Source organism: Mediterranea sp. ET5, from assembly GCF_023337025.1.
Lineage (GTDB): Bacteria > Bacteroidota > Bacteroidia > Bacteroidales > Bacteroidaceae > Phocaeicola_A.
In genome coordinates this window covers 88645-110697 of sequence record NZ_JAMBLN010000005.1, presented here as the reverse complement: position 1 = coordinate 110697, position 22053 = coordinate 88645, and the positions used below count along the sequence as shown (strand labels likewise).

Annotated in this window: 17 protein-coding genes; 11 read left to right on the top strand and 6 right to left on the bottom strand. The window is 50.2% G+C overall.

Annotation, left to right across the window (positions count from 1 at the left end):
• Positions 1-66: 66 nt before the first annotated feature.
• Positions 67-876, top strand: a complete 810-nt coding sequence (gene rhaD / locus M3087_RS04920; RefSeq protein ID WP_022385038.1) for a rhamnulose-1-phosphate aldolase — start codon at positions 67-69, stop codon at positions 874-876.
• A 124-nt stretch (positions 877-1000) separates the two neighbouring features.
• Positions 1001-2155 (top strand): hypothetical protein, encoded by a 1155-nt coding sequence (locus M3087_RS04915; RefSeq protein ID WP_249094123.1) that lies wholly within the window; start codon positions 1001-1003, stop codon positions 2153-2155.
• 4 nt (positions 2156-2159) lie between these two features.
• Here the strand turns inward: M3087_RS04915 and M3087_RS04910 are convergent, their stop codons facing one another.
• From M3087_RS04910 to M3087_RS04890, 5 genes are all read right to left on the bottom strand, one after another.
• A complete protein-coding gene (locus tag M3087_RS04910; protein ID WP_249094121.1) occupies positions 2160-3035 on the bottom strand; it encodes an endonuclease/exonuclease/phosphatase family protein in 876 nt (291 codons plus the stop codon).
• Positions 3036-3146: 111 nt separating this feature from the next.
• Positions 3147-4940, bottom strand: coding sequence for a RagB/SusD family nutrient uptake outer membrane protein (locus tag M3087_RS04905; RefSeq protein WP_249094118.1), 1794 nt, complete (start codon positions 4938-4940; stop codon positions 3147-3149).
• A 12-nt stretch (positions 4941-4952) separates the two neighbouring features.
• A complete protein-coding gene (locus M3087_RS04900) occupies positions 4953-8006 on the bottom strand; it encodes a SusC/RagA family TonB-linked outer membrane protein (RefSeq protein WP_249094116.1) in 3054 nt (1017 codons plus the stop codon).
• A gap of 287 nt (positions 8007-8293) precedes the next feature.
• The gene (locus M3087_RS04895; protein WP_249094115.1) at positions 8294-9442 is read right to left on the bottom strand and encodes a PspC domain-containing protein; all 1149 of its coding nucleotides are present in this window, start codon (positions 9440-9442) and stop codon (positions 8294-8296) included.
• Positions 9439-9801, bottom strand: a complete 363-nt coding sequence (locus tag M3087_RS04890) for a PadR family transcriptional regulator (RefSeq protein WP_022385032.1) — start codon at positions 9799-9801, stop codon at positions 9439-9441. The genes M3087_RS04895 and M3087_RS04890 overlap by 4 nt, the downstream gene beginning before the upstream one ends.
• Positions 9802-10101: 300 nt before the next feature.
• On the opposite strand from M3087_RS04890, the gene M3087_RS04885 reads away from it, so the two are divergent.
• Positions 10102-10338 carry a DUF2442 domain-containing protein gene (locus tag M3087_RS04885; RefSeq protein WP_249094113.1) on the top strand — a complete coding sequence of 79 codons (237 nt, stop codon included), beginning with the start codon at positions 10102-10104 and terminating at the stop codon, positions 10336-10338.
• Positions 10339-11073: 735 nt separating this feature from the next.
• On the opposite strand, the gene M3087_RS04880 is transcribed toward M3087_RS04885, so the two are convergent.
• Complete coding sequence (locus tag M3087_RS04880; RefSeq protein WP_249094111.1) at positions 11074-11289, bottom strand: DUF5053 domain-containing protein; 216 nt, start codon at positions 11287-11289, stop codon at positions 11074-11076.
• A gap of 1254 nt (positions 11290-12543) precedes the next feature.
• On the opposite strand from M3087_RS04880, the gene M3087_RS04875 reads away from it, so the two are divergent.
• The 8 genes from M3087_RS04875 to M3087_RS04840 all read left to right on the top strand — a co-directional run bounded on the left by M3087_RS04875 (position 12544) and on the right by M3087_RS04840 (position 22046).
• Positions 12544-13089 carry a UpxY family transcription antiterminator gene (locus tag M3087_RS04875; protein ID WP_249094110.1) on the top strand — a complete coding sequence of 182 codons (546 nt, stop codon included), beginning with the start codon at positions 12544-12546 and terminating at the stop codon, positions 13087-13089.
• A gap of 23 nt (positions 13090-13112) precedes the next feature.
• Positions 13113-13514, top strand: coding sequence for a hypothetical protein (locus M3087_RS04870; protein ID WP_249094108.1), 402 nt, complete (start codon positions 13113-13115; stop codon positions 13512-13514).
• Between the two features lie 37 nt (positions 13515-13551).
• Positions 13552-13977, top strand: a complete 426-nt coding sequence (locus M3087_RS04865; RefSeq protein ID WP_249094106.1) for a BT0820 family HAD-type phosphatase — start codon at positions 13552-13554, stop codon at positions 13975-13977.
• Positions 13978-14009: 32 nt separating this feature from the next.
• Positions 14010-14807, top strand: a complete 798-nt coding sequence (locus M3087_RS04860; protein WP_022384918.1) for a polysaccharide biosynthesis/export family protein — start codon at positions 14010-14012, stop codon at positions 14805-14807.
• Between the two features lie 50 nt (positions 14808-14857).
• Positions 14858-17275, top strand: a complete 2418-nt coding sequence (locus M3087_RS04855; protein ID WP_249094104.1) for a GumC family protein — start codon at positions 14858-14860, stop codon at positions 17273-17275.
• 294 nt (positions 17276-17569) lie between these two features.
• On the top strand, positions 17570-18820 hold the full coding sequence (locus tag M3087_RS04850; RefSeq protein ID WP_249094102.1) for a nucleotide sugar dehydrogenase: 1251 nt from the start codon (positions 17570-17572) through the stop codon (positions 18818-18820).
• 665 nt (positions 18821-19485) lie between these two features.
• Entirely contained in the window at positions 19486-20940 is a 1455-nt protein-coding gene (locus M3087_RS04845) for a flippase (protein WP_249094100.1), read from the top strand.
• A complete protein-coding gene (locus M3087_RS04840) occupies positions 20928-22046 on the top strand; it encodes a capsular polysaccharide synthesis protein (protein WP_249094099.1) in 1119 nt (372 codons plus the stop codon). Before M3087_RS04845 ends, M3087_RS04840 begins: the two co-directional genes overlap by 13 nt.
• Positions 22047-22053: the final 7 nt, after the last annotated feature.

The following is a 22053-nucleotide window of genomic DNA, read 5'->3' as shown; positions in this document are numbered from 1 at the left end:
ATAAGGTATACAACCCTCCGGGAGAGGTACGCTCCCCGTCCCGGAACACTAACATCAAAGACAACTATGAAATCGATTCTAGAAGGACGCCCTGCCCTGGCAAAAGAAGTGAACAAGGTGGCTGAAGTGGCCGGATACCTGTGGCAGAAAGGTTGGGCGGAGCGCAACGGTGGAAACATCACCATCAACATTACCGAGTTTGTGGACGACGAGATTCGTCAGATGGCACCTATCAGCGAGGTGAAGCCCATCGGGGCTACCCTCCCGAACCTGAAAGGCTGCTATTTCTACTGCAAAGGCACGAACATGCGTATGCGCGACCTTGCCCGCTGGCCGATGGAGAACGGCTCTGTCATCCGTATCCTCGACGACTGTGCCAGCTATGTCATCATCGCCGACAATCCCGTGCGCCCCACGTCGGAACTTCCTTCCCACCTGAGCGTGCACAACTGGCTCATCGGTTCCGGCTCCAACTATAAGGCGACCGTGCACACGCACCCCATCGAACTCATCGCCATGAGCCATACCAGGAAGTTCCTGGAGAAGGACGTACTGACCAACCTGCTGTGGAGCATGATTCCCGAGACGAAGGCTTTCTGTCCGAAGGGTTTGGGCATCATCCCCTACAAGCTCCCCAGCTCAGTGGAACTGGCAGACGCCACGCTGAAGGAGCTGGCAGACTATGACGTGGTGATGTGGGAGAAACACGGTGTGTTCGCCATCGGCGAAGATGCCATGACCGCATTCGACCAGATTGACGTGCTCACCAAGTCCGCTCAAATCTACATTAATGCCAAGTGCATGGGCTTCGAGCCTGACGGCATGACGCAGGAGCAGATGAAGGAGATGACCGTGGCTTTCAACTTGCCTAAATAGGTCGCGAAGCTCCGGCTTCCCGACCCTACTGACGCGGGTGACGCTTCCCTACTATCGGGAGGTGCCACCCGCGTTGATTTTGACAGATAAAGTTTGTATATTAGCGACCAAAAGACACTGTAAGATGAAACAACGACTGTGGATGCTGTGCGCCCTGCTGCTGATGGTGCAGGGGCTTCTGAAGGCAGACCGTCCCGAAGGGCTGCCGGACTCTGTATACGTAGCGGGAGGAAACTTCCACGTGCAGGGTATCGCCATTGACCGGACACGCCGGTGCATGTATTTCTCTTTCACCACCTCCCTGGTGAAGACCGACCTGAAAGGAAACGTAATCGGCAGTGTGGAACACCTCACCGGGCACTTGGGCGACCTTGCCATTCACCCCGTGACGGGTGATGTCTATGCCTCGCTGGAGTGCAAGGACGACGCCATAGGTGCCTCCATCTCCCGCAAGCTGGGCACATCGGCGGTCGAAGCGGACGGCTCCAGGTTCTATGTCGCCATTTTCCGTGCCGACCGTCTGACCCGTAAAGGGATGGATGCGTCGGCCGACAGTGTGATGACAACCGTTTACTTGGACGAGCCTACGTGCGATTATCAGGACACCGTCACGGAACGCGGACGCATCGTCCCTCACCGTCACGGATGTTCGGGCATCGATGGCATCACCTTCGCTCCCGCCATCGGTACCTCCTCCGAGGACATGCCTTATCTGTATGTCGGCTATGGCATCTACAGTGACACCACCCGCACGGACAATGACCATCAGGTGCTGTTGTGTTACGACATCCGTTCGTGGGACCGTTATGAGAAGCCGATGCAGTGGGATGCCCTCCATACGTCAGGTCCCGCCAAGCCGTTGCACAAGTATTTCGTCCATACGGGAAACACCCGGTACGGCGTACAGAATCTGGTCTACCATCCCACCAGCCGTCAGCTTCTGCTAGCTGTCTACTGCGGTGCGAAGTCTTCCTATCCCAACTATTCCCTTTTTGCAGTCGATGCTTCCGTTCCCTCCGTCTGGCAGTCGTTGCCCGGAAGCGAGAAGCGTGTCGAGATGCTCTGTCTGGTTCCGCAAGGCAAGCTCCATCGTCCCACGGGCGTCCACGGCTGGCATTTCCCCTGGGGAAGCACCGGCATGTGCCACGTTGAGGGCAACTACTTCTACCTCTCTGAGAACCGGAAGGACAAGCGGGGCAACCAGACCTGCACCGCCCGTCTCTATCGTTGGACCGGTGATGCAGCCTGTCCGTTTGTCCCTGCCGATGAAGGTCGGTGAGAGGTCAGTCCATCCGCAGGGTAGCCATCAGGAAAAAGTGGTCGCTGGGGTATTTGCCCGCCACATCGTCCTTGAGAAATACAGCTCCGGTGGCTTTCAGAGCTTGACCGTGTGTGAAGATGTAGTCGATTTGTGCCGGTGTCTTCTTCGGATGGTAGTCGCGTCCGAGGAAGCGGTGTGCACTGTACGCTTCGTAATAGCCGTGTAGGGCATGATGTACGTCGGTCCATCCCGCATGCTTCATTTTTTGTGCAACGATGGGGTTATCGGGGCGTGCGTTGAAGTCGCCGCAGACGATTTGCGGTATCTTTTCAGAGTATTGTGCAGCCTCTTCCAGAAATACGTTTATTTGTTGTTCACGTGCTTGCTGTGATACGTGGTCGAGATGGAGCGAGCATACGCGGAATTGCCGTCCGGTCGCTTTGTCTTCCAGACGCAACCAGTTGACGTGGCGTGCACGTGCTGTCCCCCAGGATAGTTCACCACCTTGCAGAGGGTGTTCGGACAGCCAGTAAGTGCCGGTGGCGATAAGTCGGTAGCGTCGTCTGTCAAAGAGTATTACGTTCTTGGCTATGCCGTGATAGGTGGTATCGGGCAAGGCATCCATTTCCGGTCCTTCATAGCCGAAGACGAAGTAGTCGGGGAAGGCACGGCACAGGTCCTTATATTGGGTGTAGATGACTTCTTGCAAACAATAGATATCGGCGCGGTGCGCTTTCATGACTTGGAAGCAGACGTCACGCCGGGTGTTCCATCCGTTGCCTGTGGCGGTATCCTGTGGCAGTGCTACCCGAATGTTGCAGGTCATGATGCGGTGTTCTCCCTGTGCGTGAAGCATGAGGGGAATCCATAGCAGAAGTGTATAGAGTAGTCGGTACATGTGAGTTTATACGTTTTGAGGATAGATGAGTCGTGGGAAGACACACCCTGGAGGAAACAACTCCTCGTGCAGGCATGTCGTCCCAAGAACTCGTTTACTTAAGACTTCCAATTAATATCCCGGGTTGTTCTCGTTGATGAGCGGATTGGTGTCCAGCTCTGTTTGTGGAATGGGCCACAGTTCGTCTTTCCCGGTGCGGTAGGTGTAGGTATTGTAGACGCGCAGGTTCATCGCCTGTCCGTCGAAGGTGGAGCCGTCGTAGGTCGGGAGCCAGTTGTCATCGAACGAAGGTCTGGCATTCGACATGCTGCCGTCTTGTGCCGGGGCATAGATGGTTCCGTTCACAGCCTTTTCCGCGATGCCCCAACGGCGGAGGTCAAACCAGCGGAAACCTTCATCGCAGAGTTCCACGGCACGTTCATAGCGCAGAGCCTTGCGCAACGATTCCCGGCTTGAACCGTCCACTTCGGGCATTCCTACCCGGCTGCGGATAAGGTCCAGGTCTTTCTTTGCCAGTGCCAGGTCGCCGCCGGTCCACTCAATGTTCGCTTCCGCTTCGATGAGATACAGTTCAGCCAGACGCATCAGTCCACAATTCATGTCTGAAGGGCTGCTCGACGTGATGCTTCCGTTGTCGAGTTCGGCTATGTCAATATGCTTTCTCCACAAATATCCGCCCGGACCCTTGCTCCCGTTTGCTCCATAAACTCCCTTCGTGCCTTGAGATTCCAGGTTGGAGACGTCGGCTCCCGTGTTGTAGTCCTTGATAGTTTTGGCATTCTTTGACGTCTGGAACTCGTAGTTATACAGGCGACTGCCCGGGCGTACGCAGTAGAGGTCAAGGCGCGGGTCACGGTTCTTCCACGGGTGTTGCCAGTCGTAGAGCGGTGATTCGCTGATGGACTTTCCGTCGGTACATTGGAACATGTCGATGAAGTGTTGCGACGGACCGAAGTAGGCACATCCGCCGGGAACACGTGAGAGCTGGTAGTAAGCTTCCTTGAGCGTGTTGCCGTCGATGCGCCGGTCAAACTGTACACACCATATCCACTCCTTGCTGTTGGCGTGTCCGGCATAACCGAAGAGGTCTACCGTGCCTGTCGGTTCACCGGCATCATGGTCTTCCCCGCAGAAGCTCAAGTCGAGCGGTTGCAGTTCGTAGCCGGCTTCCTTGGCCAGAGTGATGGCTTTGGCTGCTGATGTGGCTGCCAGTTCGTAGTTGCCCCATTCCAGAGCGATGCGTGCCCGTAATCCGTAGGCTGCCACTTGTCCGATGCGCGCCGTACCGAACTGGCTTTGGTTGTGGCGCAGTGGAAGTGTTGCGATGTTCTCGTCGGAAAGGTCGGCAAGGAGCTTCGCTGTCACTTCTTCGCGCGGAGTGCGCGGATACTGGTTGTCGGTGAGTGAGAGCGAATGGTCGATGTAGGGCATGTCGCCGTAGTACTGGCATCCCATGTCGTAGCAGAAGGCACGCAGGCAAAGCAGCTCGTTGCGCAGGGCTGCAATGTCCTCGGCAGGCTCTTTCCCTTCCAGGTTGCCCAGCCCGTCAAGCACCAGGTTTATACGGCTTACTACATTATAGATGGTGTTGTAGATTTTCACCGATACGGCGTTTTCACCGGTGGCGGCAGAAGTCACCAGTTCGGTGAATTTGGCTGTGTTGACACGTGTCACTCCGATGTCGGTGATGTTGTCTGCCACCTTCCACCATGCCACACTTGATGCGTCGAAGGTACTGAGTGACTTGTATGCAGCATACAGACCATATTCTGCTTCGGTAATGTTGGCAGGGAAGTTGCCCGACGAAGGGCCTGTCTTGGGTTCATAGTCGAGCGAACAGGAAGCGACGCTCAGTGCACAGACTGCCACTGTGAGGATATGTTTGAAAGAAAGATTCTGTTTCATGATTCGTGGATGTTAGAAGTTGAGTTTGACGCCGAGGGTGAATGTGGACACTTGCGGGTAGTTGTTGGCATCGCCTAGCGATACACCGTCGGTAGCAGATGCGTCATAGTTGACTTCCGGGTCGTAACCCTGGTAGAAATCTGTCCAGGTGAAGAGGTTCTGAGCGTCGAGGTAGATGTAGGCACCGTTGATACCGGCGCGTTGTAGCCATTTGGTGGGAAGTTCATAGCCAAACTGGAGGCTCTTCAGACGCAGGTAGGCGGCACTGCGCATCCAGAACGATGACTGCTGGGAGTTGTTGCTGCTCTTGTAAGAGAGTCGGGGAGTGGCAGCATCTTTGTTGTCCTCGCGCCAGTAGTCCAGGTGCTCCGTGCGGTAAGTTCCGCCTTGCTGGCAGGGCATGACGTAGTAGGTGTTCAGGTAACCGTCTGCCTTGCCTACGCCCTGGAACAAGGCGTCGAGGTGGAAGCGCTTGTACTCCAGGTTCAGCCCCAGGCTATACGTGTAGCGGGGGATGGTGCTGCCGATGATGGTCTTGTCGTCGGCGGTAATCTTGTTGTCGTGGTTGATGTCGGCGTACTTCAAGTCACCCGGATGAACGGTAGTGCCGAACTGCGGGCAATTGGCATTGATGTCGTCAGCTTCCTCCTGTGAATTGATGAATCCTTCGCAGACCAGTCCATAGATGGAGTTGATGGCTGAGCCTTCCTGGTTGCGTATCTCTCCGCTGGTCGATGAGATACCTTTCATGTCGGTGATTTCGTTCTTCACGTCCGAGAGGTTTGCCGACACGCCCAGCGAGAAGTCGTTCCACCGCTTCTGGTAGGCGATGCCCAGTTCCCAACCCACGTTGCGCACCTTTCCCACATTCTGGTAGGGAGCCGAAAAGCCCACGATATTGGGGATGTCCAGTTTCATCAGGATGTCATCAGTCGTTTTGTAGTACCAGTCAGCTGTGATACTCAGACTGTTGAACAGGGTCAGGTCGAAGCCTATGTCTGTCATGGTGGAGGTCTCCCACACCAGGTCCGGATTGGCCAGTGCCGTCTGTGTGGCAATGGGATAGAGGTTACCGCCCATCGAGATGGTACCGGTTGACAGGGTCTCCACCGTCGGATAGTAGCTGCTGCCGATGTTCTGGTTGCCCAGCATACCCCATGAGGCGCGCAGCTTCAGGTTGTTTACCACGTGGCGGACAGGTTCCATGAACTTCTCTTCACTGATGCGCCATGCTCCTGACACCGAGGGGAAGTAGCTGTATTGGTTCCCCTTGGCAAAGCGCGACGAGCCGTCGGCACGGAAGTTGGCTTCGAGCAGGTAGCGGTCCATGAAGTTGTAGTTGATGCGTCCGAAGTATGATTGCAATGCCCATTCGTATTCGGCGCCGCCGTTGTCCATGTTGTCGATGTTGCCGGCATTGATGACGTCATATTCCGGATAGTTGAACCCTTCGCGGTAGGCGCTCAGGGTCTTTTCGTCGTAAGTCTCGCGTTCGGCTCCAGCCATGACCTTGAACTCGTGGTTCCCGATTTTCTTGGAGTAGGTGGCGAGGAACTGGAGGTTGTTGTAAAAGTAGCGGTTGGCGGATTCCGTCAGCGAGTTGAGTGCGTCGCTCTGGAAACTGGTCGTTCCTTCCGGGTCGCCGTACGTGGTGACGGAGTTCTTGTATGTATGGGTATTGCGTGTGATGTAGCGCGGGGTATAGGTGGCAGAGAGCTTCAGTCCGTCGAACACGTCCCAGTGCAGTCCGAACGACCCGGTGGCTCGGATGGTGTTGGTCTTCTTGTTCCCGCCTTCTTTGGCAAGCAGTACCGGATTATCGCCCTGCATGCCGCTTCCGTTGTACAGTCCCGTGGTGAACTGGTTGACCATGTTGGCGGCGCGGGTATTCATGTAGTTGAACACGGTGCTTTCGGCACGCGGTTGCAGTCGGTTGCCGTTCATCAGTTGTACGTCAAACTTGAATTGCAGGCGGTCGGTTAGCTTGATGTCCATGTTGTTGCGGACTGTCACGCGTCGGTAGTTGCTGTTTTCGATGAGGCCTTGCTGGTCTTTGTATCCCACCGAGGTCAGTATCTTGATGCGGTCGGTCGCAGCAGTCAGGGTAGCCGTATGCCCATGTGTCAATCCCGAACCTGTCAGTATCTCGTCCTGCCAGTCGGTGTTCGGATAGCTGTCGGGGTCGGTAGCCATCCCGTTGCGGTATTCTTCAATGTATTCCGGCGCATAGGGGAGCTCGCCTTCGTCGTTTTCGGCTGCCACATTTTCCAGCTCCATGTACTGGATGGCGTCCACACGGTCAGGCAAGCGGGTCGGGCGTTGGAAACCGACGAAACCCTGGTAGCTGATGGAGAACTTGTCTTTTTCCGTTCCTCGTTTGGTCGTGATCAGGATGACGCCGTTCGCCGCACGTGAACCATAGATGGAGGCGGAGGCAGCGTCTTTCAGGATAGAGACCGACTCGATGACGTTCGGGTCTACCTCGTCGATGGTCCCTTCCACACCGTCTATGAGCACCAGTGGGTCTGCATTGTCACCGCCGAAGGTACCGATACCGCGGATGCGGATGTTTCCACCGTCCCCTCCTGGAGAACCCGACTGAGTGGTGACTGTCACGCCCGGTGCCATGCCTTGCAGGGCGGTAGAGACATTGGTGATGGGGCGGCTGCTGATTTGTTCGCTGTCGAGTGATGAGACGGAGCCGGAGAGGTTCACTTTCTTGTTGGTGGCATAGCCGACGACAACCACATCGTCGAGCAGGTGATTGTCTTCTTCAAGGACGATGGTATAGAAGTCCTTGCTGTCCACTTTGAACACAGCTTGGCGATAGCCCATGTATTTCACGACCAGTTCGCTGCCCGGTTCTGCTTGGAGTGAGAACTGTCCGTCAATGTTGGTGAGGGTGCCGGTCTTGCTGTCGTTGATGAGGGTGATGCTTGCTCCCGGCAATGGCGAGTTGTCGGCATCACGCACCAGACCTTTGATATGGATGGGAGCCGCAAGGGAGGAAAGCACGGCCGAACTGAACAATACAGTCAGTGCCGTCTGTTTAAGATGTTGCTTCATATAGTAGGGTTAAGTGTGATGAGTATCGGACTAGAAGAACGTCCTGAAAACGCGGCGAAATTCCTCTCTCTTCGTGTCATTATCATTGCATTCCGGTGAAGGAATCTTTACGCTGGAAATAAACGCTTTTGTCATTCGCCTGTAACTCGGAGGTAATGGAAGACGGTTACCTTTATTCTTTTTTTTGTGTTCCGGCTTCCTTTCGGACACATGTCCGCCACAAACAACAGAAGCCCGCCGGGGGACCGACGGGCTTCACATCATTAACTAAACAGTATGGAGAGATTCTACGGGAAGAGGTAGTTTACTTCAGGGGTAAGGGCGGACACGGTGTAGAAGATGCCTGACAGGAGCAGGCTTACCAGACCGATGGCTAACATCACCTTCAGGCTGCGGGGAGAAAGCCCCTTCCATTTGAAGGCGAGTGTACAGACTCCACTTATCAGGCAGATGAGCAACAGCCCGATGCCGACGATCAGCGCGATACAGAATGCCAGTCCCCAACCCATGTCGCCGGGAACCTGTATGTGCGTCCAGAAGTCACCGGGGAGAGAGGCGAGGGCGGCTGTCCCGCCGAAGAGTACGGCAAACAGAGCCACGATGAGCGCCAGGCAGACCACGGCGGCTACCAGCAACACCGGACTGCAGATGATGGCTATGATGACCAGCAGCACCTTGAGCAGGAAGCCCGCCACCGCCACGAAGGCGTCGGCAAAACGTTGGAGTGCCGTACGCGGACGGTCGGAGTGGAGATAGCTCTCTGCCTTGTCCATGCCCTCGGTCACCATCTTTCCGATGTTCTCCATCGTTATCGGACGGCCCTGCATGCTCAGTCGGTCGGCAGCCGTCTCCGCCTTCGGGATGACCAGCCAGCATACCAGGTAGACGGGGACGACTGTCCCGTATCCTGCCACCAGGATGATGAGCAGCAGCAGGCGCAGCAACGTCGGGTCCCAGTTCATATAGACCGCCAGTCCGCCCAACACGCCTCCCAGCATCCGGTTGTCCGGGTCGCGGAAGAGGCGTTTGCGTCCCGTGAACTCCGTATGGTTGTGGGGCGGCACCTCGTCGTGCTGTTCTTCCTCTTTTTCTTTATCAGTCTCAGCTTCCTTGTTTTCAGCGGACGGCTCCTCCGACGCGGACGCCTCCTCTCCCCGGGGTTCTGCATCCGTCGTTCCGGCTATCTCTTCAGGCTGTCCCAGACGGGCGATGGTCTCTTGGACGATGGTACGCGAGACCACCTCCTGACGGTCGGAGATGCGCTCCAGCAAGAGTTCCGCGAGGCGGTTCTCCAGGTCATCCATGATTTCGTTGCCACCCTCCTGACGTTCGAAGGCATGACGCAAATTGTATAAGTAGTCATACAGGAGTTGGTACGCATCCTCGTCAACGTGAAACATGCGTCCACTCAGGTTGATGTCCAGTGTCTTTTTCATTCTTCAGTGAGTTTTTCAGTTGTTAAATCCGGTTGGTACCCTTGCAGGTGGCTCACGGTGTCGTTGAGTTCCTGCCAGGCCTTTTGCAGTTCGTTGAGGAAAGTCTCTCCCTTTTCGGTGAGCCGGTAATACTTCCGTGGCGGTCCCTGTGTCGACTCCACCCATTCGTAGCTCAGCAGTTCGTCGTTTTTCAGACGGGTGAGGAGCGGGTAGAGCGTCCCTTCCACGACAATCAGGCGTGCTTCCTTCAGCTTGGTGATGATGTCTGAAGCGTAAGCCGCCTCCCGGTGAAGCAGGAGCATGATGCAGTATTCGAGCATCCCCTTGCGCATTTGCGATTTGACGTTTTCTACGTTCATGGCTGTTTGTTTATCGTTCGTGCTGCAAAAGTATGCAATGTCTAAGTACTTTGTATTGCATAGTACTTTATTTTATTATTTATTAAGAGTTTCTCCCTCCTTGTTCCCTTTGTGATGTGCGTGGAAAAAAGGTAAATTGTGGGCTTTCTTTTGGGAAAAGTGATTGTTGGGAATGAAATAATTATCTATATTTGAACGAGTTTATAAAAGATAGGATATGCCTGAGATTCTTATCTTTATGGGAGAAAGCCCAAAGAGGTGAATCATTAAATAAAATAGAACCTTTAAAATAAATAGGCTATGTTAAGAGTTATAGATGTAGAGTATATCAAAGATTATGAATTGCTCTTGAAGTTCAATGACGGAGTAGTGAAGAAGGTTGATTTACTGCCTTATTTGACGGGGGATATTTTTGGTGAATTGGTCGATCTCAATAAATTTATTCAGTATGGATTGACCCATGTCACGATTGAATGGGCGAATGGAGCGGATTTGGCTCCTGAATTCTTGTATGAGATTGGGACGACTGCAGCCTGAATCATTCTTTGCTTTTTTCATCCTCCCTCTCCTGACATTCGGATGCAAATTTGCGTTAAATGCTTGACGAATTTGGCAAATTTCCCCATTCTGTCTAACCCGTGTTTTTGTAAAATGGAGCAAACTAGCGGAATTTGTGAAATCCGGTTAACTATCACCTTCTGTAGGATTTATTCATTTTTACTTGATTAGTGTTATGAATGGTATTTTAACGTTGAAACACTATTGTTTGCCGCGTCAAACACTTGTGTTTGGCATGCGAAACAATATTGTTTGACGACCCAAACAATATTGTTTCATCGGTCGAACACAAGTGTTTTATGCTTTGAACACATAACTTAGCGGAATGAAACGTTTGTTTGCCTTCTTTTACCTCTAGTTTGCCGACGGAGTGAACATGTTGACAAGTGTGATTTGGTGAACTTTTCTGTCTGTTTGGTTTTCACGATGATTCTCTCTTCAGGATATATAGGCGTTCTATGTACGATTGGCGTTTGTAAATGTGTCATTCTGTATTTTGCGAATCGCCCGAGAATGCCCTTTTTGTCCACCGACTTGTATTTTGGTGCGAGGAAGCCCCTTCTCAAGCGATTCGTTTGACACTTTGACAAATTGATAGATTGATTCTACTATCTTGTAAAAAGCAGATGGACTGCTCTATTCGGGCAGTCCATACTTTGCACTTCAAGCTCAAGAGTGTCTCCTGTTCTATGCGGGATATGTCCCCGGAGCTTGTTAAATCGTATCAGCAGCACGCCGGATGCGGTCGGAAAGATCCAGTAGCGCGCCTTTTAGCTTTTCAGCTTCTTCCGGTGTAAAACTTGTCGGCTTGCCGTTTCCGTCACGTCCGTCCATCTTATGATAGAGCCATGAGGATGACTTGCCGAAATAGGTTCTGGACAGGTCGGCCCATGAAATGGCCACAAGCAAATCATAAAGCTTTGCTTTCATGTTTTGCTGTTCTTGTTTTACTACTACTCCATATATATTGTTTATTTAAATCCACCGTCTAAAAGCGGTAAGGTTTGTTTTTCTTTAATCATCTTCATCTGTATCTCTACCTTCCACTTCATCCAAGAGTTCGTTGAACAAACGTTCGATATACCAACATATTTCCTGGATAACCATTTGGGTATGATTTTTGGTAATTTCGAATCGCCATTATTAGGTCAAATTCACTGTCTGTCAATTTTATCTTTTCCATATCAATTTGATTTTGGATACTGCAAATGTGGTACGAATTATCGTATTGCTCAAATTTTTAGTATGATTTTTCATACTAATTGTGTCTCAATTGGTTTTAGTCGCTATCCTATCTCCTTTATATTCATTTGTCTTCCGCTGCATATCTTTGGTAAGTGCTATCCAAAAGACTTCCGAAACTCTTTGCCATTAGCGGACAATCACTTAAATTTGGCGGATTGAAAAGCTGTTTTCCATACAGAACGGTCACTGACCGGAACTCTATAAGAAGTTATCGACCGAGAGCACCAAGTATTGGCATTTGGGTCCCGTTGACTTGTACGAAGAACTGAAGACGGAACTGTGAAAATGAAATGACTGAAGTCTCTGTTGTAAAGACTCTCGTTTATCTCTGTTCAGGTGGCTTCCGGATGTAATTGACGGATAAGGGGCTGCAGCTACTGGAGTCTTTTAGCTGTAAATCTCCTTGAAATGAGAATTTTTTGTATATATTAAATTAAGTGATTTTAACGGAAAAGAAGTCTGAAAATAAAGACTTTCGTGAATAAATCTTGTAGAATCCTACACCGGATGCAAATGTGATACCTCTATATAAGAGGTGACATCCTGTAAAATCTATTAATATTCAGAATATTACAAATTGGGTTAAGATTCGTTTGCAAATGGGAAGGGCGGAATTGAAGATTCGTTACATACTTTTTATGAAGGCATTGTTATATCTAATAGGCTCTTTTTACGTATCTTTGCGCCGTCATAGTACTTTGTATACATCGCTGTGAATACTAATTCTTATATAGAGGTGTTACAAAACAGGCTGTGTCCTTGCTTGATGAATCGATGACCCGCGAAGCACGTGCTCCGGTGGGGAGGAGAAGAATTGCAAGGAAATGAAAGGTCCGGTGGACCGGTTTGCAGACCTCTGTTTGTCAACTTGTCCACAGGGTAACTATCGGCGAATATTATAAGAAATAGGACTAATCCGGGAAAGGAGGACGGGAACAGATGGAAAATTCAGAGAGGAAGGTGTGGTATGCCTTGCAGACCTTCCATTGCCGGGAACAGCAGGTGGAGGACTATCTGAAGGAGCAGGGGCTGAAATCATTCATCCCGATGCTCTACACCGAACGGGTGTTGCCTGACGGGAAGAAAAAGAGGGAACTGACCCCCGCGGTGCACAACCTGCTTTTCTTGCAGAAGGCGTGGGACGATGATGACAGCTTCCTTGCCCGGCTGGTTGCCGGCTGTCCCTATCCGCTCCGCATCCTTCGTTACTCCGATTCTACAAAGTATTATGAAATACCGGACTCACAGATGATCGAGCTGCGTGCCATCTGCGACCCGGACTATGAAGGGACCTTGTACACTGACCGGGAGTTTGCCGAGGCGCGTCCCGGGCAACGGGTGCGTGTCATTCATGGCACGTTCAAGGGACTGACCGGGAAGCTGGTCCGGTATAAAAACCGCTCCTACGTGGTCATCACCCTGGCTACGTTGGGCATTTTCGTCCACATCCCGAAGTGGTATTGTGAGGCGGAACAGGCACGTTGAACATTTTCGTCAACTGAAGAAACATGGAACCGGAAAATTTTGTGCCGATGGTCCATCGCGACGGCTACTATGAGGTCCTGTTGCGGGGAGGCGTCCGTGTGCCGGAAGAGCATTATGCCGACCTCTGCGTCACCGAGGAGTATGTGCTCTGCTGTTACCGTACGCGGTGCTATGAGCTGAACCTTCCCACGACCTTTTTCACTCCTGCACGGGATACTGACGGACGTCCGTACCGGATGGGGTGGACTGGTTTCTGTGTCTGGGCGGAAGAGCCGAAGAAGGTCTTCCGTATCTACGATGTTGACGGAGAGACCCTGTACCTGAAATACGGGGCTGCCTACTATAAGTCCGTCCGTCGTCGTTTCCCCGTCCCTGACCGTCGGGGACTGGCGAGAAGAACCGGGCAATTGACGATGGACAATTGACGATTTTACTGTTAACTGAAACACGTACATTCTGATTATGCTGATTGCTGTAGATTTCGACGGAACGATTGTCGAACACCGTTATCCTGAGATAGGCAGGGAGATTCCCTTTGCCATTGATACACTGAAGCGTCTGCGCGACGAACATCACCGCATCGTGTTATGGACAGTCCGTGAGGGACGTCTGCTCGATGAGGCGGTTGCCTTCTGCCGGGAACGCGGACTGGAGTTCTATGCCGTCAACCGCGACTATCCCGAGGAGGAGAAGGGGCAGAACAACCACTATTCGCGCAAGTTGAAGGCGGACGTCTTCATCGACGACCGCAACCTGGGCGGACTCCCTGACTGGGGCACCATCTATGACATGATACACAACAAACTGACTTACGAAACTTTGCTGGAACGTGAAGACCGTCCGCAACCCGGAAAGAAGAAAGGGTTGCTGGGCAAGCTCTTCGGCTGAAAAACTGTAGAAACAAAACAAACGAACACGATATGAACATGCGAAACATGCTGAGTCTGTTGCTCCTGACGACTCTGTTGGCAAGCTGCACTTCGTACAAGAACGTGCCCTACTTGCAGGACCCTGAGAGTGTGAACCAAGCCGTGCAGAACGAACCGCTCTATGATGCCCGCATCATGCCCAAGGACTTGATATCCATCACGGTCAACACGACCGACCCTCAGGCTTCCGCCCCCTTTAACCTGACGACGCAGACCCCTCTCAACGCCTCGCTGGCAAATGTCAACACGACGAGTGCCCCGACCCTCCAGCAATACCTGGTGGACAATGAGGGCGAAATCGACTTCCCCGTGTTGGGACGTCTCAAGGTCGGCGGACTGACGAAACGGGAGACCGAGACGATGATACGCGAACGGCTGGTGCCTTACCTCAAGGAGGTCCCCATCGTGACCGTCCGCATGACAAACTACAAAATCTCGGTCATCGGGGAGGTGAACCGTCCCGGAACATTCACCGTGAGCAACGAGAAGGTCAATGTGCTGGAAGCACTTGCCATGGCAGGTGACATGACGGTCTACGGCTTGCGGGACAACGTGAAGCTCATCCGCGAGGATGCGGCAGGCAAGCGCGAAATCGTCACACTCAACCTCAACAAGGCGGATGTCGTCCTTTCGCCCTACTACTACCTGAAGCAGAACGACATCATCTACGTGACCCCGAACAAGACCAAGGCGAAGAACTCCGACATCGGCAACACGACGACCACCGTCATCTCCGCCACATCCATCCTGGTGTCCATCGCCAGCCTGATTGTAAACATATTGAGGTAAAAGAACGGGCGACCCGTCTCCCGAACAAATCCTAAACAAGAAAACAGATAATGGAACAGATTCCCCAGCAAGAACATAAAGAAGAGAACATCAACCTCTATGAAATCCTTTTCAAGTACCTCGTCTACTGGCACTGGTTTGTTGCCGGTGTGGTGGTGATGCTCATCGGTGCGTGGCTCTGGCTGCGCTATCAGGCACCCGTCTACAATGTGCAGGCGTCCGTGCTCATCCAGGAGCAGGACAAGCGCAGCAACAATGCCGCAGCCGGTCCGTTGGCAGCCATGCAGGACCTGGGTGTGTTCTCCATGACAAACAACTTCGACAACGAGGTGGAGATTCTCCGTTCGCGTACCCTCCTCAAGAAGGTGGTGACCACGCTCAACCTCTACACCTCCATCACGCGTCCGCGTACCTTCGGCCATGCCGTCCCCTTGTACAAGAAGTCGCCCGTCGAGGTCTACATGACCCCTGCGGAAGCCGACAAGCTCTATGCACCCATGGAGCTGGAGATGCACCTGACGACAGACAAGCACCTCTCCGTCGAGGCGGTCTATACGGTGGATGCCGATGCGGACGAGGAAACGATGAAGAAGGACTTTGACAAGTTCCCTGCCGTGATGCACACCCCGGCAGGCATCGTGACGTTCATGCTCAATGACTCCATCCCCGTGGAGGACAACATGGAGCTGGATGCCGTCATCAACACGCCGGTAGCCGTGGCAAAGTCGTACGGGGAACACCTCACCGTGGAGCCCTCGTCGAAGACCACGACCATCGCCCGGCTTGCCGTGCAGAACACCGACCGTCTGCGTGCCATGGACTTCATCACCTGCCTGGTGGCACTCTACAACCAGGATGCCAACGACGAGAAGAACGAGGTGGCGGAGAAGACGGCAGAGTTCATCGAGGAGCGTCTGGGCATCATCAACGAGGAACTGGGCACGACCGAAAGCCGGCTTGCCGCCTTCAAGCAACGCTCCGGACTGACCGACCTGGTGAGCGATGCACAACTCGCCCTGCAGGAGAACTCGAAGTACGAGCAGCAGCGCGTGCAGAACGAGACACAGATCAGCCTCGTGCGTTTCCTGCGCGACTACATCAACAATCCTGCCAACCAGTATCAGGTCATCCCGAGCAACGTCGGTCTGGAGGACCGTGTGCTGAGCACCGCCATCGACCAGTATAACGCGCAGCTTGCCGAGCGCAAGCGCCTCCTGCTCACCTCGTCGGAAGAGAACCCTGCAGTGGTGCAGCTCGACGCCAACCTGGCAGCCATGCACCTCAGTGTGCAGACCACCGTGGAGAGTGTGCTCCGCGGACTGCAGATTACCAAGAAGGACCTCGACCGCCAGGCAAGCAAGTTTGAGGGACGCATCAGCCGTGCCCCCGAGCAGGAGAAGGAGTTCATGAGCATCTCGCGTCAGCAGGAAATCAAGGCGACGCTCTACACCATGCTCCTCCAGAAGCGCGAGGAGAACGCCATCACGCTGGCAGCCACTGCGAACAACGGACGCATCATCGAGGAACCGCTGGCGGACAAGTATCCGGTGTCGCCGAAGAAGAAGCTGTTCTACCTGGCAGCCTTCGTGCTGGGGCTGGGCATACCCTTCGGCTGCATCTACCTGGCGGACCTGCTGAAGTACAAGATAGAGAACCGCTCGGATGTGGAGAAGCTCACCGATGTACCCGTTGTCGGCGAAATCCCCCTGGGCAAGAAGCCCGAGGCGGGTGCCATCGTCGTGCACGAGAACCGCAACGAGGTGATGGAGGAGACCTTCCGTGCCCTGCGTACGAACCTGCTGTTCATGCTGAAGCCGGAGGAGCGCGTCATCATGTTCTCGTCGACGATGCCCGGTGAAGGAAAATCGTTCGTGGCAGGCAACCTTGCCGTGAGTCTCGCCTACATGGGCAAGAAGACGCTCATCATGGGTATGGACATCCGCAAGCCGGGACTGAACAAGGTGTTCAATCTTTCGCGCCGCATCCACGGCATCACGAGTTACCTGAGCGACCCTGAGCATACGGACCTTTTCGACATCATCCAGCAGTCGGACCTCAGTCCGAACCTTGACATCCTCCCCGGTGGTCCCATTCCTCCCAATCCCACCGAGCTGGTAGCCCGCCGTACGCTCGACGAGGCGATCTCCCGTCTGAAGGAGAAGTACGACTACATCATCCTCGACACTGCTCCCATCGGCATGGTGACCGACAGCTCGATCATCTCCCGTGTGGCAGACATGCTGGTCTATGTCTGTCGTGCAGACTATACGCCGAAGGGTGGTTTCAGCTTCATCAACACGTTGCGCGACGAGCATAAGATTCCTCACCTCGCGACGGTCATCAACAGCATCGACATGTCCAAGCGCAAGAATAGCTACGGCTATGGCTATGGCCAGAAGTATGGCTACGGCTACGGCAAGGCCGGGTATGGTTATGGCTATGGGTATGGGGATGAGAAGAAGAAGTGAGCATTTTGTCTGGTCAGGCAAAAATGTTGCATTTGTAGTGTTACACTCCACTCATACATATAAAACGGCAAAAGACTAATCCGAACGATGTAAACAGCCAATCTACAAAGATGGTAATCGAAGCAGTCGATGTTTTTTTGAACCACAGGAAAGACAGTGATGGCACTCTTGCTAATATGAAAGAAACATGACTGCTCTACATGCCTGCTGTATCCATCAAGAATTGGTCAAGGCCTTCAACGCCGAGTTTATGGAGCATTTGAGAAAATCAGAAAGGCAATCAAAATAATCATTATGGATAAGAATATAAAAATAGCTGTAGCCGGTACGGGCTACGTAGGACTTAGTATAGCCACCTTGCTTAGTCAACACCATCAGGTAACGGCAGTAGATGTCATTCCCGAAAAGGTGAAATTGATTAACCAACGAAAGTCACCCATCCAGGATGATTATATAGAGAAATACTTGGCAGAAAAGAATTTGAACCTGACCGCCACACTTGATGGAGCCAAAGCCTACGCTGATGCCGACTTTGTGGTCATCGCCGCTCCTACTAATTATGACCCGGTAAAGAACTATTTCGATACCAGTCATGTAGAAGAAGTAATCGAATTGGTGAAGAGCGTAAATCCGCACGCCATCATGGTCATCAAGAGCACCATCCCCGTAGGCTACACCGAAAATATCCGTAGGAAGCTGAATACGGAAAACGTCATCTTTTCGCCGGAATTCCTGCGTGAAAGCAAGGCATTGTATGACAACCTTTATCCCAGCCGCATCATTGTAGGTCGTCCCGAGGGAAATGCTAGACTGGATGAAGCTGCTCACACCTTTGCTGCCTTGTTACAGGAAGGTGCAATAAAAGAAAATATTGATACCCTGTTTATGGGACTAACCGAAGCAGAAGCCGTGAAACTCTTCGCTAATACTTATCTGGCTTTGCGTGTCAGCTATTTCAACGAATTAGATACATACGCTGAAATGAAGGGATTGGATACTCAAGCAATCATCAACGGTGTATGCCTTGATCCACGCATTGGCACGCATTACAACAATCCCTCGTTTGGTTACGGCGGTTACTGCTTGCCCAAGGACACCAAGCAACTTCTTGCAAATTATGCCGATGTACCTGAAAACCTGATCCAAGCTATTGTAGAAAGCAACCGCACTCGTAAGGATTTCATTGCCGACCGAGTGCTTCACATGGCAGGTTATTATGACTATTACAACCGTGGAGATTTTAATCCGTCGGAAGAAAAGAAATGTGTCATCGGTGTTTATCGTCTGACAATGAAGTCTAATTCTGATAATTTCCGGCAATCTTCTATACAGGGTGTAATGAAGCGAGTAAAAGCCAAGGGTGCGGAGGTTATCATCTACGAACCTACTTTGGAGAACGGTAGTACGTTCTTTGGGAGCAAGGTAGTAAATGACCTCTCTGCCTTCAAAGCGCAGTGTCAGGCGATTATTGCCAATCGGTATGATATTTGTCTGGATGATGTGAGGGAGAAAGTTTATACACGGGATATATTTAGGAGAGACTGATGATGAAGAAAGGTATGCATTTATTGATTGGATGAAAGTGATATGCATTAGCCGTTTTAAAGATATTGATGCAGTCATATCTTAAAGGATAATGTGGTTGTTCGTCATGTTGTTGGACTTAGCGTTGATTATGATAGTCTCTATATAAAACCTCGGTTTCCACAGTAGCAATGCTATTGTCGTGCCAGCATTATGTCTTCCCTTTTTCCTGTTAGGTTATACAGCAAAGAATTTGGATTTTCCTTGGAAGTGTGACGGAAAACGTACCTACTGTGTACTGTGCTTGAGTATGAAGATGTTGGTAGACTATTACAACAATTTTACGTGGATGTTCCAATGCCAATGCAGTTGTGATTGTGTTTTTTTCTTGTTAGGTGGCATAAGCGGTATATTGTGCGTGTACATCATTTCAATCTTGTTTGCCTCATACAGCTCCAAAATCCTTGAAACTTTGTCTTTTGATATAATTGTAATCTAGGGATTTTATCAAATCACTTTCCATGTGATTTATAATTAGCCTTATGTGCATCAATATCTGGCTTTGTATTATGTGGCAGACGCTTTTATAATCATTCTTTTCTATCCAGTCATTCTGCCAATAGTAAGAATACTTCCTTTTCTTTTTGGAGGAAGAAAAGTCGGATAAAAAACTTGTTTGTATCTTCATGAGTATTAAAACGAATTTCTTTTATAGTAGCTTTCTCACGCTGGCAAACTATCTGTTTCCTTTGTTAACATTCCCATACGTATCTCGTGTATTGGGGGCAGAGTCGATTGGAAAATATAATTTTGTTGACAATATCATACAGATACTTATTATTATTTCGATGCTTGGCATTGCTACTGTAGGGGTGAGAGAGGTGGCACAAAGCAAGGATTCACCAGAGAAATTGAACAAGGCTTTTACCGCTTTGTTAGCTTTCAATGCCCTGTCCACATTAGTAGCTATGGCAATGCTGGTTGTGTCGTGCTACGTCGTGCCAAAGTTTTCTGAGTATCATGATTTATTGGTTGTTGGTGGGTTAAAACTCCTTTCAACCTTTTTGCTTGTTGATTGGTTGTATCGGGGCTTGGAGGACTTTAAATTCATTACACAACGGACATTGCTTATCAGAACGCTTTTTGTTTTGTCTGTATTCCTATTCATCAAGGACAAGGATGATTATGTGCTATACTATTTTTTGATTGTATTCTCCATCACTTTAAATGCTCTTGTCAATATTATTTACGCCAGAAAATACATCCAATTAGACTTTGACCTATGGGAGATGAAGCGAATCACAAAGCCTATCCTTGTGTTGGGGATTTATTCCATCTTGGCTTGGCTGTATAATTCGTTCAGTACTTCTTTCTTGGGTTTTATTTCTACTGATGAACAGGTGGCTTATTATGCAACTGCCACGAAATTATATACAATCTTTCTTTCTGTCATGACAGCTTTCACAACGGTGATGTTGCCTCGTCTAAGTCAGCTTGTCAGTCAAAACCGTTGGGGGGAATTTCATCAACGGATAAAGCAAAGTCTTCATATTGTCTTGACTGTATCTGTTCCTTTAGCAGTGTTTGCTATAGTTTTCGCGTCTGACATTATCCAAATCATTGCCGGTAGAGGATATGAAGGCGCAATAGAACCTATGAAAATTGTGATGCCAATTCTTATAATAGTGAGTGTAGAACAAATTCTTATCATTCAAATTCTGACGCCCTTAAAAAGAGACAAAGAAATAATGATCAGTACAGTATGGGGAGCTATATTAGGAGTAATTTTAAATCTTATGCTTGTGCCTGTTCTATTAAGTAAGGGAGCTGGTATTTGTTGGTTGGCCTCGGAACTTATGGTCATGTCGTCGGCCATCTATTTTATACAACATAAAACATTGATACGTTTGCCGTTTTCTCTTCTTAAGGAACGTTTGATGCCTTTGGGGGTTGCGGTGGTGTGTTCTTACGCTATGCACTTTGCGTTTGCGGACTTATATGTGTGGGCAAGGATGATACTTTCGGCATTCATTTTAGTATTTGTGATGTATCTAGTAGAGAAATTCCTTGTTAGAAATTCCATTATTTACGAGATTGATAAATTAGTTATGAATATATATAGAAACTTATGGAAAAGATGATTATGCCTTCGAAAAGGGGTCACAATAGATGCGATATGTATTCAAAAAATCCTGTGACCACGTCCTCTGATTCATATAATTCCTCCGGAAAGGGGCTGTGTTATCGTTCCGATAGTAGATATTGGAAAAAAATTCATAGGGTATTTACCGATTTGATATTCGCTTGGCGTATTCTCATGAAAGTGGATAAATGGTATGGTTGTTTCCTCTTTCGTTGGCTCCTCAAGCGGTATTTGGGTTTTGCCAAGCCTCATGACTGGGAAGAAAAGCACGAGTGTGTTAAAAAAATATTACACAATGAGTTTGACGACTTTCTTACGGCTTTTGTACACGATCCTGTTTATGAGGAGAAACCGTCAATACATCTTATGTACGAGGACTGTATATGGATATATTGGGATAATGTTGCTACAATGCCTGCAATAGTAAAAAGCTGTATCTCGTCTGTCCGTAGAAACAGTCAAGGGAGAAAGTTAGTCATAGTAAGTGAAAATAATATTCAAGATTATATTACAATAGAGGCTCATGTAATGAGGAAATACAAAGCAGGCCTTATATCTAAGACTCACTTTTCGGATATTGTAAGAATATCTCTATTAGTTAAATATGGAGGCTTGTGGATGGATGCGACTATTTTGCAGACGGCAACTATGCCTGATTATGTGACTAGAGGGGATTTCTTTACATTTAAGTTGGATATTAACAAGTCATGGGAGGTTGTCTCTCATGGTGAATGGTGTGTATTTTTCATAGCCTGCAAGAAGGGGAATTTACTAATGAAAGTTACACTTGATATGATGAACGCTTATTGGGAGCGGTATGATTTACTGATAGACTATTTGTGGATAGACTATTTGTGGATGATTGCTTCTGAGAAAATTCCATCCATTAGGAAAATGCTGTCTGAAGTGCCATACACCAATTCGCATCTTTTTTCTTTACGCAATCTCAGTATGCCCTGTTCTAACAAAGATTATTTGAAAGTGATTACACACGAAGACACCTGCTTTTACAAAATGAGCTATAAAGGTACCGTCGGGGTTCCTTTGAAGGATGAAAACGGTAACCTTACCTTACTTGGAAGAATTATAGAAAACAATCTTTAGCACAGGA

Coding starts and splice junctions, on each gene's coding strand:
- M3087_RS04895 (WP_249094115.1), bottom strand. CDS start 9,442: ATGAAAAAGACACTGGACATCAACCTGAGTGGACGCATGTTTCACGTT.
- M3087_RS04850 (WP_249094102.1), top strand. CDS start 17,570: ATGGATAAGAATATAAAAATAGCTGTAGCCGGTACGGGCTACGTAGGA.
- M3087_RS04885 (WP_249094113.1), top strand. CDS start 10,102: ATGTTAAGAGTTATAGATGTAGAGTATATCAAAGATTATGAATTGCTC.
- M3087_RS04840 (WP_249094099.1), top strand. CDS start 20,928: ATGGAAAAGATGATTATGCCTTCGAAAAGGGGTCACAATAGATGCGAT.
- M3087_RS04875 (WP_249094110.1), top strand. CDS start 12,544: ATGGAAAATTCAGAGAGGAAGGTGTGGTATGCCTTGCAGACCTTCCAT.
- M3087_RS04905 (WP_249094118.1), bottom strand. CDS start 4,940: ATGAAACAGAATCTTTCTTTCAAACATATCCTCACAGTGGCAGTCTGT.
- M3087_RS04870 (WP_249094108.1), top strand. CDS start 13,113: ATGGAACCGGAAAATTTTGTGCCGATGGTCCATCGCGACGGCTACTAT.
- M3087_RS04855 (WP_249094104.1), top strand. CDS start 14,858: ATGGAACAGATTCCCCAGCAAGAACATAAAGAAGAGAACATCAACCTC.
- M3087_RS04845 (WP_249094100.1), top strand. CDS start 19,486: ATGAGTATTAAAACGAATTTCTTTTATAGTAGCTTTCTCACGCTGGCA.
- M3087_RS04860 (WP_022384918.1), top strand. CDS start 14,010: ATGAACATGCGAAACATGCTGAGTCTGTTGCTCCTGACGACTCTGTTG.
- M3087_RS04890 (WP_022385032.1), bottom strand. CDS start 9,801: ATGAACGTAGAAAACGTCAAATCGCAAATGCGCAAGGGGATGCTCGAA.
- M3087_RS04910 (WP_249094121.1), bottom strand. CDS start 3,035: ATGTACCGACTACTCTATACACTTCTGCTATGGATTCCCCTCATGCTT.
- M3087_RS04915 (WP_249094123.1), top strand. CDS start 1,001: ATGAAACAACGACTGTGGATGCTGTGCGCCCTGCTGCTGATGGTGCAG.
- M3087_RS04865 (WP_249094106.1), top strand. CDS start 13,552: ATGCTGATTGCTGTAGATTTCGACGGAACGATTGTCGAACACCGTTAT.
- rhaD (WP_022385038.1), top strand. CDS start 67: ATGAAATCGATTCTAGAAGGACGCCCTGCCCTGGCAAAAGAAGTGAAC.
- M3087_RS04880 (WP_249094111.1), bottom strand. CDS start 11,289: ATGAAAGCAAAGCTTTATGATTTGCTTGTGGCCATTTCATGGGCCGAC.
- M3087_RS04900 (WP_249094116.1), bottom strand. CDS start 8,006: ATGAAGCAACATCTTAAACAGACGGCACTGACTGTATTGTTCAGTTCG.